Here is a 14,499-nt window from a genome sequence, read left to right on the forward strand (position 1 = left end):
AATATATGAATTATGACAATTTACCAATTATTTATATCTTGTCGTTCACCTTTAAAATTACCTGACTTTTTATGACGTTCTTTCAATACTGATATGACATCTTCAAATTTAACACCTCTATCATGAAGTAATACAAACAAATGATAAAGTACATCAGCCACTTCATTTGTGAGTTCTAATTTATCATCTTTCATAGCTGCAATAACAACTTCAAATGATTCTTCTCCATATTTTTTAGAAATTTTATCTATGCCTTTATTAAGTAAATAATTTGTATATGATTTTGGATTATTAGAATCAACACTTTCTTGAATAGTCGTTTCTAATGATTCGAGCGTGTAAGGTTCTTCAGTATTAAAGCAACTAACAGATCCAGTATGGCAAGTAGGGCCATCAGGTTTGACTTGTAGTAAAATTGTATCTTGGTCACAATCTAATTGTATATCGATAACATGCTGGATATGATTGGATGATTCGCCTTTTTTCCATAGACGATCTTTACTTCTTGAATAAAACCAACAGACTTTCTCTTGAATGGTTAAGTTATAAGCTTCTTCATTCATATAACCTAACATTAATACTTGTCCAGTTTGGTAATGTTGTAAAATTGCTGGTACAAGACCTTTAGAAAAATCAGGTGCAAATTCACTCATCGTACATTCACTCCTTCATTAGATAAATGTGTTTTGACTGCTTGTATTGTTGTTTCTTTATCGTGAAAAATACTTGCAGCGAGACCTGCAGATACATCCGTTTGTTTAAATAAATCAACAAAATGCTGGCTATTACCGCCACCACCTGATGCTATTACAGGTAAAGTCACCAGTTGATTAATTTCAGTTAATAAACGATGATCAAATCCTTGTTTAACGCCATCATAATCCATACTTGTAATTAATAATTCACCAGCGCCGAGATTTTCAACTTCTTGAACCCAATCTAACACACGTTTATCTGTACGCTGTTTACCACCATGTGTATAACAGTACCAATCTTGATGTTCTTCTTCCCATTTAGCATCAACTGCGATACAGATACATTGTTTTCCGAACTTATCACTCGCTTCACGAATAAATGCTGGGTTACGCAAAGCACTTGAGTTTAAAGAAATTTTATCAGCACCATGATTAAGTAATACCGAAATATCTTCAAGTGTACTAATACCACCACCAATTGTAAGTGGAATGAATAATTTTGAAGCTGTTTCTGATATGATATCTAACATCATTTGATGTCCATTTTCTGTCTTAGAAATATCTAAGAACACAAGCTCATCTGCCGCTTCTTGATTATAATATTCAGCTAATTCAACTGGATGTCCAATATCTCTCAAACCTTTAAACTTTATGCCTTTAACGACACGTCCATCTTTAACATCTAAGCATGGGATGATTCTTTTTTTGATCATTCAATACCCTCCCAAAATGCATCCGTATTTGCTGCTTTTCCAACAATAGCAGCGTGCACATTTAATGCATCCAGTTGCTCAATGTCATCTTTATTTCTTATACCACCTGAAGCAATAACAGGAATAGATGTTGATTGGACTAATTTGCCTGTTAATTCAAAGTTTGGCCCAGATAATTTACCGTCTTTTGAAATATCTGTATAGATAATTCCGCCGAGAGGGAATGTGTTAATTTTTTCAATGAAATCAAATAGGTTTATTCCGGCATCATCAAGCCAACCGTTTAATTTGATTTTTTCAACATACGCATCGACAGATAAATATATTTTATTTGGAAATGTATGCGTTACTTCTTTTAACCAGTCTAAGTCTTGTATACCTTTAGTGCCGACGATAATGTACTCAACACCTTTATTTAAATATGATTCAATCGTTTCAACACTTCGAATACCACCACCAACTTCAATTGGTAAATGGGTTAAGCTGACGAGTTGTTCTATGTAATCTGCTTCTGTTGGTTGTTGATTTTTAGCGCCGATTAAATCGATAACATGAATTCTAGAAACTTGTTTAAATTTTGAATAGAAAGCTATTGCTTCTTCTGCAGTTCTAGGCATAGATTCTTTAGAATCATATTTACCTTCAGTTAATCTCACGCTTGTGGAGTCTATTAAATCTATTGCTGGCCAAATTTCAATCATTTAAAAAACCTTCTTTCAATGCTTGGTCTAGTATTTTGAGTCCGTAATCACCGCTTTTTTCTGGGTGGAATTGTATACCGATAATATTTTTTTGTTGCACGATTGCAGTGATTGGTTGTCCATAATCTGCTGTAGCAACTATAGGTAAATCAGTAGAGACATGATAAGAATGTATAAAGTAAACATCACCATCAAGTAGAGGATGTTCACTTTGTAAATTGTTCCATCCTAAATGTGGAACAGGGTAGGGACTCTCTATAGGTATAACGTTCCCTTGCAATAAATTTAATCCTTTTGTTGAACCTTCTGCGCTGTATTCAAATAGCACTTGCATACCTAAACAAATGCCAATGATTTTATGCGTATCTTTAATATCTTTAATCACTTTGTCTAGACCACTTGATGTTAATTGTGTCATAGCATCTTTGAAGTGCCCGACACCTGGAAGAATAACATGTGTACTATTTTTTATAGTTTCTTCATCTGAAGTTAATTTGGCATCATATCCTAAATGTAAGAGGGCACGTTCAATATTTTTAATATTGCCAAGTCCGTAATCAATGATTGCAATCATTATTCAATCACACCCTTAGAAGAAGGGATACCAGCATAATCATCTTGTGTTAATGCGATTTTTAGACTTCTAGCAAATGCTTTGAAAATCGCTTCGATTTCATGGTGCGTATTGCCACCTCTAATTAAATCAATATGTGTTGTTAATCTTGCATTAATCACAAGTGCTCTAAAGAATTCCTCTACAAGTTCTGTATCAAATGTTCCAACTTTTTCACGAGAAAATGTCGCATTAAATGATAAATATGGTCTGCCACTAATATCCGTTACAACACGTGCTAAAGTTTCATCCATTGGTATATAGAATGAACCATATCTTGTAAATGATTTTTTATCTTTAACGACTTCAAGAAGTAATTGACCTATTACAATACCTATATCTTCAACTGTATGATGATCATCTACATGTGTATCTCCAACAACTTCTATATTTAATGCAATACCACTATGAAAACTAAATAACGTCAACATATGGTCTAAGAAACCAACACCAGTATTAATGTGTGAATCCTCTCCATCTAATCCTAGTTGAATTTTGATATCTGTTTCTTTAGTTGATCTTTCTTTTTGATAAGTCATATTCTTGTCTCCATTCTTTAACGATTTTTTCAAGTTCATTTAATTCTGATTTTGTAGCTATTGAGTATCTAACTGTTTGTTGCATGTTTGGTTCATCATAAAATCTTGGTAAATAGCCATGGTCATAAATATACTGACCTAATGAATCTGCTAAATCTCCATAAGTTAATACGAAATTTGTTTTTGAAGGTATCACATGGATAATATCGCTCACATGTTGTTCGAAAATATTTCTTAACTGACTACTCAATTGTCTTTGTTGCGTTAATAATGAATGTACAATTTCTTTGTTACTAAAAATTTCAGTCGCAATATTTAAAGTTAATGTGTTTAATGGATATGGATGTGCGATACGATTTAAAGTTTGAATGGTCTTCTCGGTAGAAATGACGATGCCGACTCTTAAACCAGCTATTGCAAATGCCTTACTTAACGTACGCATTTGAATGATATGGTCTTGTAATTCAATATCGTATGCATCTCCGAAATCTAAATAAGCCTCATCAATAATAAAATAACCACCAATTGCTTGCATTTCATTCGCGATTTCCTCTAAAAATGCTTTAGGATATTGAATGCCTGATGGATTATGAGGCACACTCATAATGAAAAATGCTGGCTTTAATTTTTGGATTGATTGCTTAATTTTATCTAACGAGAATGTATAGTCATATTCTGCATCTACATAATGGATAGGGCGATTAATTTGATGCGCATATGCTGTATACATGAAGAAATCTGGATTCAGCGTTAGGACTGGTCCATCTGGTAATGCAATCATGCATTTTTGAATCCACTCATCTGAACCATTCGCTGCAGAAACTTGGTTAGGTAATAATTGATAGTAGTCTGCATAAGACTTAATAAAGGCATCATATTCCTCATCAGGATAAAAATTAAAATTTGATTTGGCGATAATATTTTTTAAAGTTGCATCATCTAATGCAGGAATAGGGCTTTCATTCTTGTTTATTCTAATCATGTTTCACGACTCCTCGTTGTTTGTTAATCTCACTTCTAAAGATTGCTTATGTTGATATAAACCTTCTTGTTCAGCTAAAGCTATAGCACTCGGTGCAATACTTTGATAAGTGTGTTCATCTAAATGAATGATAGAATGACTCGTTAAGAAATCATTGACTGTTAAACCATTCGAGAATCTTGCTGTTTTATCAGTCGGTAATACATGACTTGGTCCAGCAGCATAGTCACCAATTGCTTCAGGTGAGTATTGACCTAAGAACATTGCTCCGACGTATTTAATTTTACCAATATATTTACTTGGATCAGTCGTTTGAATAGATAAATGTTCTGGCGCAATATAATTAATGACTTCTATTGTTTCATGAATATCACGCGTTAAAATTGGATAATGATAATTTTTGATACTTTGTTCGATAATTTGTTTTCTTGGAGCTTGATCTATAGCTTGTTGTAGTTTCTGTTGAACTTTTGTTAAGAAAGAAGAATCTGTTGATACTAGAAATGTTCTAGCTTGTTCATCATGCTCTGCTTGGGCTAATATATCTTGAATGATGTAATCTACATTTGAATTTTCATCAGCAATAAGTGCAATTTCACTTGGACCAGCTATTTGATCGATACCAACGACACCGTATAATAACTGTTTACTTAATGAAACAAATTGATTACCAGGTCCAACAATTTTATCTACTTTCGGAATCGTTTCAGTACCGAAAGCTAAAGCAGCAATACTTTGAGCACCACCAACTTGGAATACACGATCTACACCCGTAATATGGCATGCAGCAAGTATAGCTGGGTCGATACCATCTTTTTGTGGTGGGGTAACAACAATAATTTCTTGAACATTTGCTACTTTAGCAAGGGTAGCTGTCATCAGAACTGTTGATGGATAACTTGCTTTTCCACCTGGTACATAAATGCCGACTTTTTCAATAGGGTGATAAAGTTGGTAAGTTTGACCTGTTGTTACATTTTCATGTTTAATTTTTTGTTGAAAATTTTTAATTTGTTCAAAGCTTGTTTCAAGTGCTGATCTTAAAGTGTCTGATATAAGGTTAATGCTGTTTTTTATATCATATTGTGGGACTTCAAGTTGCTCCAATTCAACATTGTCAAATTTCTTATTATAGCGAAATAAAGCTTGGTCTTGATGTTCTTTTATATCTTGGATAATTTTTTTAACATCTTCAGTATTACTTTCGTCTGTTAATCTATCTTGTTCAAATTTATTTATGAATTCCGTTTTAGATAGCATTCATCGACACCCCAATTTCTTCTATAAATGATTCAATCATATTTGATTTACTAAAAAATGCATGTTTATTTGTAATCAGTTTAGCATTAATGTCACCGATGGATTCTTTTTCAACGAGTCCATTAGATTTTAATGTTGTACCTGTTTGTACGATATCTACGATTGCATCAACCATATTCACTACTGCTGCTAATTCTACAGATCCTGATAATGGAATAATTGAGACATCTTGTCCTTTATTTTTAAAGTACGCTTTCGTCGTTTTAACATAAGTCGTCGCAATTTTTTTGTATTCTGTTACTTCAGGTTTACTCGCAACAGCAAAGTGACAATAACCAAAAGGCAAATCAACTAAGTTGTTTACATTGAGTTTATCTTTTTCATCAAGAATATCACTGCCTGTAATACCAATATCAGCGATGCCTTCTTCAACATAAGTTGATACATCATTTCCTTTAACAAGAATAAATCTAACGTTCGCAACTTCTATTTGAAGTTTACGTTCTCTATTATTTAATGCGTCTGCCCATTTTGGGTTGCCATTTTCATCAATGAATTTTATGAAATCTTTTAATAAACGTCCTTTACTTAATGCAACTGTTAACATAATGACCTCCTATGATAGTTGAATACCAAATCCAAAACCTTCTAACGTACCGTTATAATGTCCGCCTGAAGCGATTGGATTTCGATTGTTATTTTCATAAAGCTGAATGAAGCTCCCAACATAATATGATTTTGGGGGCATTGTTGTTATATCTAAATGTATATGGTTAATACCTGATGCTTCTAATGTCGCTTTCCAATATTGTAAAGATTTATAAGTTGGATGGTCAGTATCAGCAAAAGTTGTTAAAAAGTCTAATTGTTGATGAGTAGGTGTTTTAAGTAATTGTACGAGTGAATGATTTTGTGATAGTAGTTTAGAAATTTTTGAAATATTTCTTTCACTAATAGCCGTAAACAATTCTTCGTTCTGTTCTTCTTTAGAAAGTAAAAGATCAAATAATTGATAATGTCCAATAACAGCAAAATCAACATTTAAATCAAGTTCATTTTGGATAAAGTCATGTATATATTCATAACATTGCAACATGTCATTCCTTTTAGGATTAAAAATTTCAACACCTAAATTTGTATATATGTGTTCATTAATTGCTATAGGGCCAGCATATGTTACAGAACGTGCATCAAGATGATATTCACGACTATAATGTTGGATTTGATCCGTCCAATCATTTCTTAAACTATAAAATGCATCGCCATTTTTCCAAATACTTCTTGTATCTAAACTATTCAAGTCATCTTGCGTCAATTGTTTCCAATGAAGTTTCTCTATGAAACTCATATCAATCACTTCGTAATCTCGAGTACTAAAATATTTTAGAAATTTAAGTTCTTTTTCTTTCTTTTGAATAACGTCATCTCTGTAATTTACATAATCCATATTATAAACCTCGCTTTTACTCTCTACCAAGTTAAAGTATTTATTTAATTATAAATGATACTATAACATGCATAACGAAACATATCAATTGAAAGTTCTGAATATTTAAAATATCAAAAAAAATAAACCCAAAGACATTTGAATTAATCAATGTCTTTGGGTTCTCATTATATTTAAACGATGTGATTTTAAATTTTAATAATATCTTAAATTATGCTTCAACTTTTGTAGGTGTTCTATGAATGAGTAATAGAATAAACACGATAAATACAAACGCAGCAATCATCGTAAAGAATATTGTTCCGTTTGATAATTGTATAATCGTTCCTCCAAGCATTGGGCCAATTATGCTACCGACACTAAATGACATAGCTATCATTAAATTACCGGCTGGTAGATTATGCTTTGGTGTTAAATCTGTCATAAAGCTTACACCTAATCCATAAAAAGATCCTGTGAATAATCCTGCGATTAAGAATAATCCCATCATAATAAATGTACTTGTTGGTAAAAAGTCTCCTAACATAAACACGATACTGCCGATTAATGTTAATCCAGTTAATACTTTCTTTCTACCATGAATGTCACTAAACATGCCTAATGGTACTTGGAAAAGAATAGCACCAAGACTAAATGCAGGTAAGATTAACGTAATACTAGTGACATCAAGGCCATTTCTTAAACCATAAACAGGGAAGTTACTATGTAATCCAGCTTCAAACAATCCATATAATAATGGAAACATAAATGCAATCCATGATGTTCGTATTACATCTCCAAAGTTTTTTAAAGTGTTTAGTATACTGACTGGTCTAACATTAGATGAAGGGAATTCATTGTGTATTAAAAGGACTAATGAAATAGTTATTAATGAAAGTATTGCTGAAAGGATGAAAGGTAAAGCTTCCGAAACGTCAACAAGTTTAGCTAAAAGAGGTCCTAACATGAAACCTGCTGAGAAACTGAAACCATATACAGAAATCGTTCTTCCTAATTTTTCTTTAGGTGTAATATGTGTTAACCAAGTTTGCGTGCTAAAGTGTAACATATTATCACCAATACCAATTAATAGTCTTAAAATAAACCAAATAGATAATGTCTTTAAAGTTGGAAATAACAATAAAGATAAGGCTACTATGGCTCCACCAATTAATATCATATATTTAAACCCAGACTTTCTAACAAGCCCTTCAATAAAAAAAGAAGATAAGAATACACCTATATATAATGAAGTTGCATGTAAACCATTCATTGAACTTGAAATACCATTTCGTTCAAAAATGACCGATATAAGTGGTAAGAGCATTCCTTGTGAAAAACCAGAGACAGCTACAATAATTGAAAGTATAATAAATAATTTTTTGAATGAAGAGTTTTTCATTTGTATGCCTCCTTCTAAATTTTACATCTTTAGTATTTTATCACAGAGATAAATGACTTGATATATTTAAGTTACTTTTTAATTTTTAATTTAAAAAGTATGATAAAATAATATAAAATTAGATAACCTGAGGAGTATTGAAAAATGTATAAATATGAAGACGATAGTTTGATGTTACACACGGATTTATATCAAATCAATATGGGTGAAACTTATTGGAATGATGGTATTCATGAGCGTACTGCTATTTTTGATTTATATTTTAGAAGTATGCCATTTAATAGCGGCTATGCTATTTTTAGTGGATTAGAAAGAATTGTGCAATTTATAGAGCATTTCAAATTTACAGAGACAGATATTGAGTATTTAAGAGAAGTTGGATATCAAGATGATTATTTAGATTATTTAAAGTCATTACGATTTACAGGGAACATAAGAGCAATGAAAGAAGGGGAACTTTGTTTCAATAATGAACCACTCATTAGAGTAGAAGCGCCACTTATTCAAGCGCAACTCATTGAAACAGCACTTTTAAATATCGTGAATTTCCAAACGTTAATTGCAACTAAAGCAAGTAGAATTAAACAAGTTGTTCGTGATGAAATTGTAATGGAATTTGGTACTAGAAGAGCGCAAGAAATGGATGCTGCGATTTGGGGAGCTAGAGCAGCGATGATCGGTGGATTTGATTCTACAAGTAATGTTAGAGCAGGTAAATTATTTGGTATTCCGATTTCAGGAACACATGCACATTCAATGGTTCAAACATACGATGATGAATATACAGCGTTTAAAAAATATGCTGAAAGACATAAAAATTGCGTGTTTCTTGTAGATACTTTCCATACTTTAAAATCTGGTGTGCCGAATGCAATTAAAGTAGCGAAAGAATTAGGAGATAAAATTAATTTTATCGGTATACGACTAGACTCAGGTGACATCGCTTATTTATCTAAAGAAGCAAGAAGAATGTTAGATGAAGCAGGCTTTACAGATGCAAAAATCTTTGCTTCAAATGATTTAGATGAACAAACAATTACAAGTCTAAAAGCACAAGGTGCAAAAGTAACGGCATGGGGTGTCGGTACGAAACTTATTACAGCATATGATCAACCAGCATTAGGTGCTGTCTATAAACTTGTAGCAATTGAAGAAGAAAATGGCGAATTATCAGATCGCATCAAAATTTCTAACAATGCTGAAAAAGTAACAACACCTGGTAAGAAAAATGTTTATAGAATTATCAATACTAAAACGAATAAATCTGAAGGCGATTATATTACATTAGAAGATGAAGAGCCTAATAAAGAAGAACGTCTAAAAATGTTCCATCCTGTTCATACTTATAAAATGAAATATATCAAACATTTTAAAGCAGTCGATTTACATCATGACATTTTTAAAGATGGTAAACGCGTATACACACTTCCAGAAATTAAAGAAATTAGAGAATTTGCTTTTAACAATTTAGATATATTATGGGAAGAAAATAAACGTTATTTAAATCCTGAAGAATATCCAGTAGATTTGAGTAAAGCATGTTGGGATAATAAGAATAAAAAGATATTCGATGTAGCTGAAAGAGTAGCAGAAGCGATAAAGGATGTGGAAGAGTCATGAGAGATTTACAATCAATCATTGTCAAAGAAATGAATGTTAAAAAATCAATCGATCCAAAAAAAGAATTTGAAGAAATCAAACAGTTCTTAAAATCTTACGTTAAAGCACATAGTTTTGTTAAATCTTTAGTTTTAGGTATTTCTGGTGGGCAAGATTCGACATTATTGGGTAAAATCGCACAATTAACAGTAGATGAACTAAATGCTGAAGAAAATCATCAATATGCATTTATCGCAGTAAGGTTACCTTATGGCGAACAATTTGATGAACAAGATACACAAGATGCATTAGATTTTATTAATCCAAGTAATCGTGTAACAGTAAATATTAAGCCTGCGGTTGAAGCGAGTATTCAATCTTTAAAAGAAGCAGGTGTAGAATTAACTGATTTTCAAAAAGGGAATGAAAAGGCGAGAGAACGTATGAAAGTTCAATATTCAATTGCTTCAGCTAATAATGGACTCGTACTTGGTACGGATCATTCTGCTGAAAATATCACAGGTTTCTATACGAAATTTGGAGATGGCGCTTGTGATATTGCACCGTTATTCGGACTTAATAAACGCCAAGGCAAAGCGATTTTAAAATATTTAGGTGGTCCAGATCATTTAATCAATAAAGTACCAACTGCTGATTTAGAAGAAGATAAACCTGCTTTACCAGATGAAGAAGCGTTAGGTGTAACATATGATGCCATTGATGACTTTTTAGAAGGTAAAAAAATCAGTGAAAAAGATCAAGAAATTATTCAAAATCACTATGTAAGAAATGCACATAAAAGAGAAATGCCTTATAACCGTTATACATGGCCAAAATAATACGTGACTTTCATAAGTTTGCTTGATAAAATGATTCCAGTATTTTGATTTATGGAGGGTTTAAATGTCAGCTATATTAGATAATCCATGGTTAATGGTGCTATCTATATTTGTCATTAATATAGTATATGTATCTTGTTTAACAATGAGAACAATTTTAACATTGAAAGGATATCGATATGTTGCCGCTGCTGTTAGTGTACTTGAAGTAGTTGTTTATGTTATCGGGTTAGGTTTAGTTATCAATAGTCTTGACCAAATTCAGAATATATTAGCTTATGCGCTTGGGTTTGCTGCAGGCATAATTGTCGGTATGAAAATTGAAGAGAAAATTGCATTAGGATATATCGTTGTAAATGTTACAACAGCTGAATATGAAACAGATTTACCAAGAACGTTAAGAGATTTAGGTTATGGTGTAACACATTACGTTGCTAAAGGACGAGATGGTGATCGCTTAGTGATGCAAATTTTAACACCACGTAGATTTGAATTAAAATTAATGGAAACAATTAAACAATTGGATTCTAAAGCCTTTGTAATCGCTTATGAACCTAAGAATATACATGGTGGATTCTGGGTTAAAGGTGTAAGAAGCAAAAAATTAAAGGCGTATGATACTGATGAAGTTTAGAGTAGAAGACAATGAAACGATTGAAATGTGTCTAAAAAGAATGAAAGTTCAAGGTTATACACCTGTAAAAAGATTTGAAAAACCTGTATTTATTGAGAAAGAAAATGGTGACATTGAGGTTCTCAAACAAGAAATACAATTCGTAGGTAAGAAAATCAAAGAATGACAATAAATCTGGGACATGAGAATGTGGCCCAGATTTTTTCTGCTTTTAGTTTATTCTCCTACTGTTACAATATATAATGAAAGATATTAGGAATAAAATTATAAATCACGAACAATTTTGTATTTTTTATAAATAATGTACGGGTTCGTAGAAGTCTGTTATACTATAAATGACTAAAATATGTTAGGAGAATTTATCAATGATTGAACGTTATTCAAGAGAAGAAATGGCTAATATTTGGACAGAACAAAATCGTTTTGAAGCTTGGTTAGAAGTTGAAATACTAGCTTGTGAAGCATGGAGTAAATTAGGACACATTCCTGAAGAAGATGTAAAGCTTATAAGACAAAATGCTAAGGTCGACGTTGATAGAGCTAAAGAAATTGAACAAGAAACACGTCACGATGTTGTGGCATTCACAAGACAAGTTTCTGAAACTCTAGGTGAAGAACGTAAATGGGTACATTACGGTTTAACTTCAACAGATGTTGTTGACACAGCTTTAAGTTATGTCATTAAACAAGCAAATGAAATCATTGAAAAAGACTTAGAAAGATTTTTAGAAGTATTAAAAAATAAAGCAATTGAACATAAAACGACTTTAATGATGGGTAGAACTCATGGTGTCCATGCAGAACCAACAACATTTGGTATTAAAATGGCACTTTGGTATACAGAAATGAAACGTAATTTAGAAAGATTCAAACGTGTTCGTGAAGAAATCGAAGTTGGAAAAATGAGCGGTGCAGTTGGTACATTTGCAAATATTCCACCAGAAATAGAAGAGCATGTATGTACAGAATTAGGATTAGGTTGTGCACCAGTTTCAACTCAAACACTTCAACGTGATCGTCACGCGTATTACATTGCGACATTAGGTTTAATCGCAACATCTATTGAAAAATTTGCAGTAGAAGTTCGTGGTTTACAAAAAACTGAAACGCGTGAAGTTGAAGAAGCTTTTGCTAAAGGTCAAAAAGGCTCTTCAGCTATGCCACATAAACGTAATCCAATTGGTTCAGAAAATGTTACAGGTTTAGCACGTGTTATTAGAGGATATATTACGACTGCATATGAAAATGTACCTTTATGGCATGAAAGAGATATTTCACATTCATCTGCTGAAAGAATTATGCTACCAGACGTAACAATCGCATTGGATTATGCATTAAACAGATTTACTAATATCATTGATCGTTTAACAGTACATCCAGAAAATATGAAACGTAATATCGATAAAACATTTGGTTTAATTTATTCACAACGTGTTATGTTAACGTTAATTAATAAAGGTATGGTCAGAGAAGAAGCATATGATATCGTTCAACCAAAAGCAATGGAATCATGGGAAACTCAAACACCATTTAGAACATTAGTAGAACAAGATGAAAAAATTACAAACTTGTTAAGTGCTGATGAATTAGATGAATGCTTCGATGAGAAACACCATTTAAATCAAGTCGATACCATATTCAGAAGAGCTGGTATAGAATAAGACACGTTTTACTGTACTTTAATAGGTTAGTGCGTTAAAATGCAATTAATGAACTTATATTAAACAGGGGTTGATTTTTTGCAAATTGAAAAATTAAGAGGAAAAGCATTAGATGAACTATTTGATGCAGTTCTGACATTAGAGACAAGAGAAGAATGTTATCAATTTTTTGATGATTTATGTACAGTTAATGAATTACAGTCATTGTCACAAAGGCTACAAGTGGCAAAAATGATTAAACAAGGATACACTTATGCTCATATAGAAAAAGAATCAGGTGCTTCAACTGCAACAATTTCAAGAGTTAAACGCTCATTGCAATGGGGTAATGATGCATATACAATGATTCTTGAAAGAATGAATATTGACTTCGAAAAATAATCATAAATATGTATGTAAGGCTGAGACATTAATGGATGTCTCAGCCTTAATTAGTTAAAATAGTATATAAATAGTAAATTTTAAGAAATAAGGAGCTTTACGCATGAAGAAATTATTTTTAATAATTGGCATATCTACTTTAGTATTAAGCGCATGTAGTGATGATCAGAATACAGATAAGAAATCTACTAAAGAAGAACATACTCAAAAAGATAAAAAAGAGACAGCACAAAAATCTAAAAGGCAAGAACAAAAGAAACATGAAGTTACAAAGAAAGATGGCATCACTTATGTTGATGGCCATGTTTTTGTAAACAAAAAAGTAGGCTTACCACATGATTATGCCCCTGGTGAAAATAGTACTGCTAGAAATCAATTAAATAAATTGATACAAGATGGAACGAATGAAGGATTAGACTTAGTATTTAGAAGCGGGTATCGTTCTTATGAAAATCAAAAACAACTATATAATGATTATGTAGCAAGAGATGGTGAAGAAGCGGCCAACCAATATAGTGCTAAACCAGGACAATCAGAACATCAGACAGGATTAGCATTTGATGTGGGTTCAAATTCAGCAACTGATGATTTTAGAAAGTCATTCGGAAATACAAATGAAGGAAAATGGATTAAGACACATGCACATCAATATGGATTTATCATTAGATATCCATTAGGCAAAGAAAAAATAACAGGATACCAATATGAACCATGGCATTTAAGATATGTCGGTAAAGAATTAGCAGAAAAAATTTATAAACAAGACACAACATTAGAAGAATACTTTGATTACGGTAAATAGAAGTTGTGGTTGAGATTATATAGTCATGAAAGTGTGGAAGTTGTGGCTTAATGGGTGAATAAAGCCATGAGATAGCAGAAGTCATGGCTTAATGTATGAATAAAGCCAAGAGATCATCCAAATCGTGGCTTAAGTCCTGAGTAAAGCCAAGAGATAGCCCAACTCACACCTCACAACTTCACCTTAACCTTAACCGTATCTTAAACAATGTAAGAAGCGAAATTTTTCGCTTCTTTTTTTATGATAATTGTC

Annotated in this window: 17 protein-coding genes; 7 read left to right on the plus strand and 10 right to left on the minus strand. The window is 32.1% G+C overall.

Features of this window, described 5'->3' with window-relative positions; all coding sequences use genetic code 11:
- Positions 1-20: 20 nt before the first annotated feature.
- The 10 genes from hisIE to CD035_RS01370 form a co-directional block, all read right to left on the minus strand.
- Positions 21-653, minus strand: coding sequence for a bifunctional phosphoribosyl-AMP cyclohydrolase/phosphoribosyl-ATP diphosphatase HisIE (gene hisIE / locus CD035_RS01325; RefSeq protein ID WP_048540643.1), 633 nt, complete (start codon positions 651-653; stop codon positions 21-23).
- Positions 650-1,408: an imidazole glycerol phosphate synthase subunit HisF gene (gene hisF, locus CD035_RS01330; protein WP_048540644.1), complete on the minus strand. Its 759-nt coding sequence runs from the start codon at positions 1,406-1,408 to the stop codon at positions 650-652. Before hisF ends, hisIE begins: the two co-directional genes overlap by 4 nt.
- Entirely contained in the window at positions 1,405-2,109 is a 705-nt protein-coding gene (gene hisA, locus CD035_RS01335; protein ID WP_048540645.1) for a 1-(5-phosphoribosyl)-5-((5-phosphoribosylamino)methylideneamino)imidazole-4-carboxamide isomerase, read from the minus strand. The genes hisF and hisA overlap by 4 nt, the downstream gene beginning before the upstream one ends.
- Complete coding sequence (hisH, locus tag CD035_RS01340; protein ID WP_048540646.1) at positions 2,102-2,683, minus strand: imidazole glycerol phosphate synthase subunit HisH; 582 nt, start codon at positions 2,681-2,683, stop codon at positions 2,102-2,104. The genes hisA and hisH overlap by 8 nt, the downstream gene beginning before the upstream one ends.
- Positions 2,683-3,261, minus strand: coding sequence for an imidazoleglycerol-phosphate dehydratase HisB (gene hisB / locus CD035_RS01345; RefSeq protein ID WP_048540647.1), 579 nt, complete (start codon positions 3,259-3,261; stop codon positions 2,683-2,685). The genes hisH and hisB overlap by 1 nt, the downstream gene beginning before the upstream one ends.
- Entirely contained in the window at positions 3,233-4,243 is a 1,011-nt protein-coding gene (locus CD035_RS01350) for a pyridoxal phosphate-dependent aminotransferase (protein ID WP_048540648.1), read from the minus strand. The genes hisB and CD035_RS01350 overlap by 29 nt, the downstream gene beginning before the upstream one ends.
- Positions 4,244-4,246: 3 nt before the next feature.
- On the minus strand, positions 4,247-5,503 hold the full coding sequence (hisD, locus tag CD035_RS01355) for a histidinol dehydrogenase (protein WP_048540649.1): 1,257 nt from the start codon (positions 5,501-5,503) through the stop codon (positions 4,247-4,249).
- Positions 5,493-6,110: an ATP phosphoribosyltransferase gene (gene hisG, locus CD035_RS01360; protein WP_025905120.1), complete on the minus strand. Its 618-nt coding sequence runs from the start codon at positions 6,108-6,110 to the stop codon at positions 5,493-5,495. The genes hisD and hisG overlap by 11 nt, the downstream gene beginning before the upstream one ends.
- A gap of 9 nt (positions 6,111-6,119) precedes the next feature.
- Positions 6,120-6,950 carry an ATP phosphoribosyltransferase regulatory subunit gene (locus tag CD035_RS01365; RefSeq protein WP_048540650.1) on the minus strand — a complete coding sequence of 277 codons (831 nt, stop codon included), beginning with the start codon at positions 6,948-6,950 and terminating at the stop codon, positions 6,120-6,122.
- Positions 6,951-7,161: 211 nt separating this feature from the next.
- A complete protein-coding gene (locus CD035_RS01370) occupies positions 7,162-8,331 on the minus strand; it encodes an MFS transporter (RefSeq protein ID WP_048540651.1) in 1,170 nt (389 codons plus the stop codon).
- A gap of 144 nt (positions 8,332-8,475) precedes the next feature.
- Between CD035_RS01370 and CD035_RS01375 the strand changes: the two genes are divergently transcribed.
- The 7 genes from CD035_RS01375 (at position 8,476) to CD035_RS01405 (ending at position 14,247) form a co-directional block, all read left to right on the plus strand.
- Positions 8,476-9,951: a nicotinate phosphoribosyltransferase gene (locus tag CD035_RS01375; RefSeq protein ID WP_048540652.1), complete on the plus strand. Its 1,476-nt coding sequence runs from the start codon at positions 8,476-8,478 to the stop codon at positions 9,949-9,951.
- Positions 9,948-10,769, plus strand: coding sequence for an ammonia-dependent NAD(+) synthetase (gene nadE, locus CD035_RS01380; protein ID WP_048540653.1), 822 nt, complete (start codon positions 9,948-9,950; stop codon positions 10,767-10,769). The genes CD035_RS01375 and nadE overlap by 4 nt, the downstream gene beginning before the upstream one ends.
- A 64-nt stretch (positions 10,770-10,833) precedes the next feature.
- The gene (locus tag CD035_RS01385) at positions 10,834-11,403 is read left to right on the plus strand and encodes a DUF2179 domain-containing protein (RefSeq protein ID WP_048540654.1); all 570 of its coding nucleotides are present in this window, start codon (positions 10,834-10,836) and stop codon (positions 11,401-11,403) included.
- Positions 11,393-11,569, plus strand: a complete 177-nt coding sequence (locus CD035_RS01390) for an NETI motif-containing protein (protein ID WP_065381774.1) — start codon at positions 11,393-11,395, stop codon at positions 11,567-11,569. The genes CD035_RS01385 and CD035_RS01390 overlap by 11 nt, the downstream gene beginning before the upstream one ends.
- A 199-nt stretch (positions 11,570-11,768) precedes the next feature.
- Positions 11,769-13,064 (plus strand): adenylosuccinate lyase, encoded by a 1,296-nt coding sequence (gene purB / locus CD035_RS01395; RefSeq protein ID WP_048540655.1) that lies wholly within the window; start codon positions 11,769-11,771, stop codon positions 13,062-13,064.
- Between the two features lie 78 nt (positions 13,065-13,142).
- Positions 13,143-13,445, plus strand: a complete 303-nt coding sequence (locus CD035_RS01400; RefSeq protein ID WP_025905127.1) for a YerC/YecD family TrpR-related protein — start codon at positions 13,143-13,145, stop codon at positions 13,443-13,445.
- 103 nt (positions 13,446-13,548) lie between these two features.
- Positions 13,549-14,247 (plus strand): M15 family metallopeptidase, encoded by a 699-nt coding sequence (locus tag CD035_RS01405; RefSeq protein ID WP_048540656.1) that lies wholly within the window; start codon positions 13,549-13,551, stop codon positions 14,245-14,247.
- Positions 14,248-14,499 lie beyond the last annotated feature (252 nt).

It is taken from the genome of Mammaliicoccus sciuri, assembly GCF_002901825.1.
GTDB classification, from domain to species: domain Bacteria; phylum Bacillota; class Bacilli; order Staphylococcales; family Staphylococcaceae; genus Mammaliicoccus; species Mammaliicoccus sciuri.

Bases quoted from the DNA above. Each gene is read 5' to 3' on its own strand.
- hisB (WP_048540647.1), bottom strand. From the start codon at position 3,261: ATGACTTATCAAAAAGAAAGATCAACTAAAGAAACAGATATCAAAATT.
- CD035_RS01385 (WP_048540654.1), top strand. From the start codon at position 10,834: ATGTCAGCTATATTAGATAATCCATGGTTAATGGTGCTATCTATATTT.
- CD035_RS01405 (WP_048540656.1), top strand. From the start codon at position 13,549: ATGAAGAAATTATTTTTAATAATTGGCATATCTACTTTAGTATTAAGC.
- CD035_RS01375 (WP_048540652.1), top strand. From the start codon at position 8,476: ATGTATAAATATGAAGACGATAGTTTGATGTTACACACGGATTTATAT.
- CD035_RS01390 (WP_065381774.1), top strand. From the start codon at position 11,393: ATGAAGTTTAGAGTAGAAGACAATGAAACGATTGAAATGTGTCTAAAA.
- purB (WP_048540655.1), top strand. From the start codon at position 11,769: ATGATTGAACGTTATTCAAGAGAAGAAATGGCTAATATTTGGACAGAA.
- hisIE (WP_048540643.1), bottom strand. From the start codon at position 653: ATGAGTGAATTTGCACCTGATTTTTCTAAAGGTCTTGTACCAGCAATT.
- nadE (WP_048540653.1), top strand. From the start codon at position 9,948: ATGAGAGATTTACAATCAATCATTGTCAAAGAAATGAATGTTAAAAAA.
- CD035_RS01370 (WP_048540651.1), bottom strand. From the start codon at position 8,331: ATGAAAAACTCTTCATTCAAAAAATTATTTATTATACTTTCAATTATT.
- CD035_RS01365 (WP_048540650.1), bottom strand. From the start codon at position 6,950: ATGGATTATGTAAATTACAGAGATGACGTTATTCAAAAGAAAGAAAAA.
- hisF (WP_048540644.1), bottom strand. From the start codon at position 1,408: ATGATCAAAAAAAGAATCATCCCATGCTTAGATGTTAAAGATGGACGT.
- hisA (WP_048540645.1), bottom strand. From the start codon at position 2,109: ATGATTGAAATTTGGCCAGCAATAGATTTAATAGACTCCACAAGCGTG.
- hisD (WP_048540649.1), bottom strand. From the start codon at position 5,503: ATGCTATCTAAAACGGAATTCATAAATAAATTTGAACAAGATAGATTA.
- hisH (WP_048540646.1), bottom strand. From the start codon at position 2,683: ATGATTGCAATCATTGATTACGGACTTGGCAATATTAAAAATATTGAA.
- hisG (WP_025905120.1), bottom strand. From the start codon at position 6,110: ATGTTAACAGTTGCATTAAGTAAAGGACGTTTATTAAAAGATTTCATA.
- CD035_RS01350 (WP_048540648.1), bottom strand. From the start codon at position 4,243: ATGATTAGAATAAACAAGAATGAAAGCCCTATTCCTGCATTAGATGAT.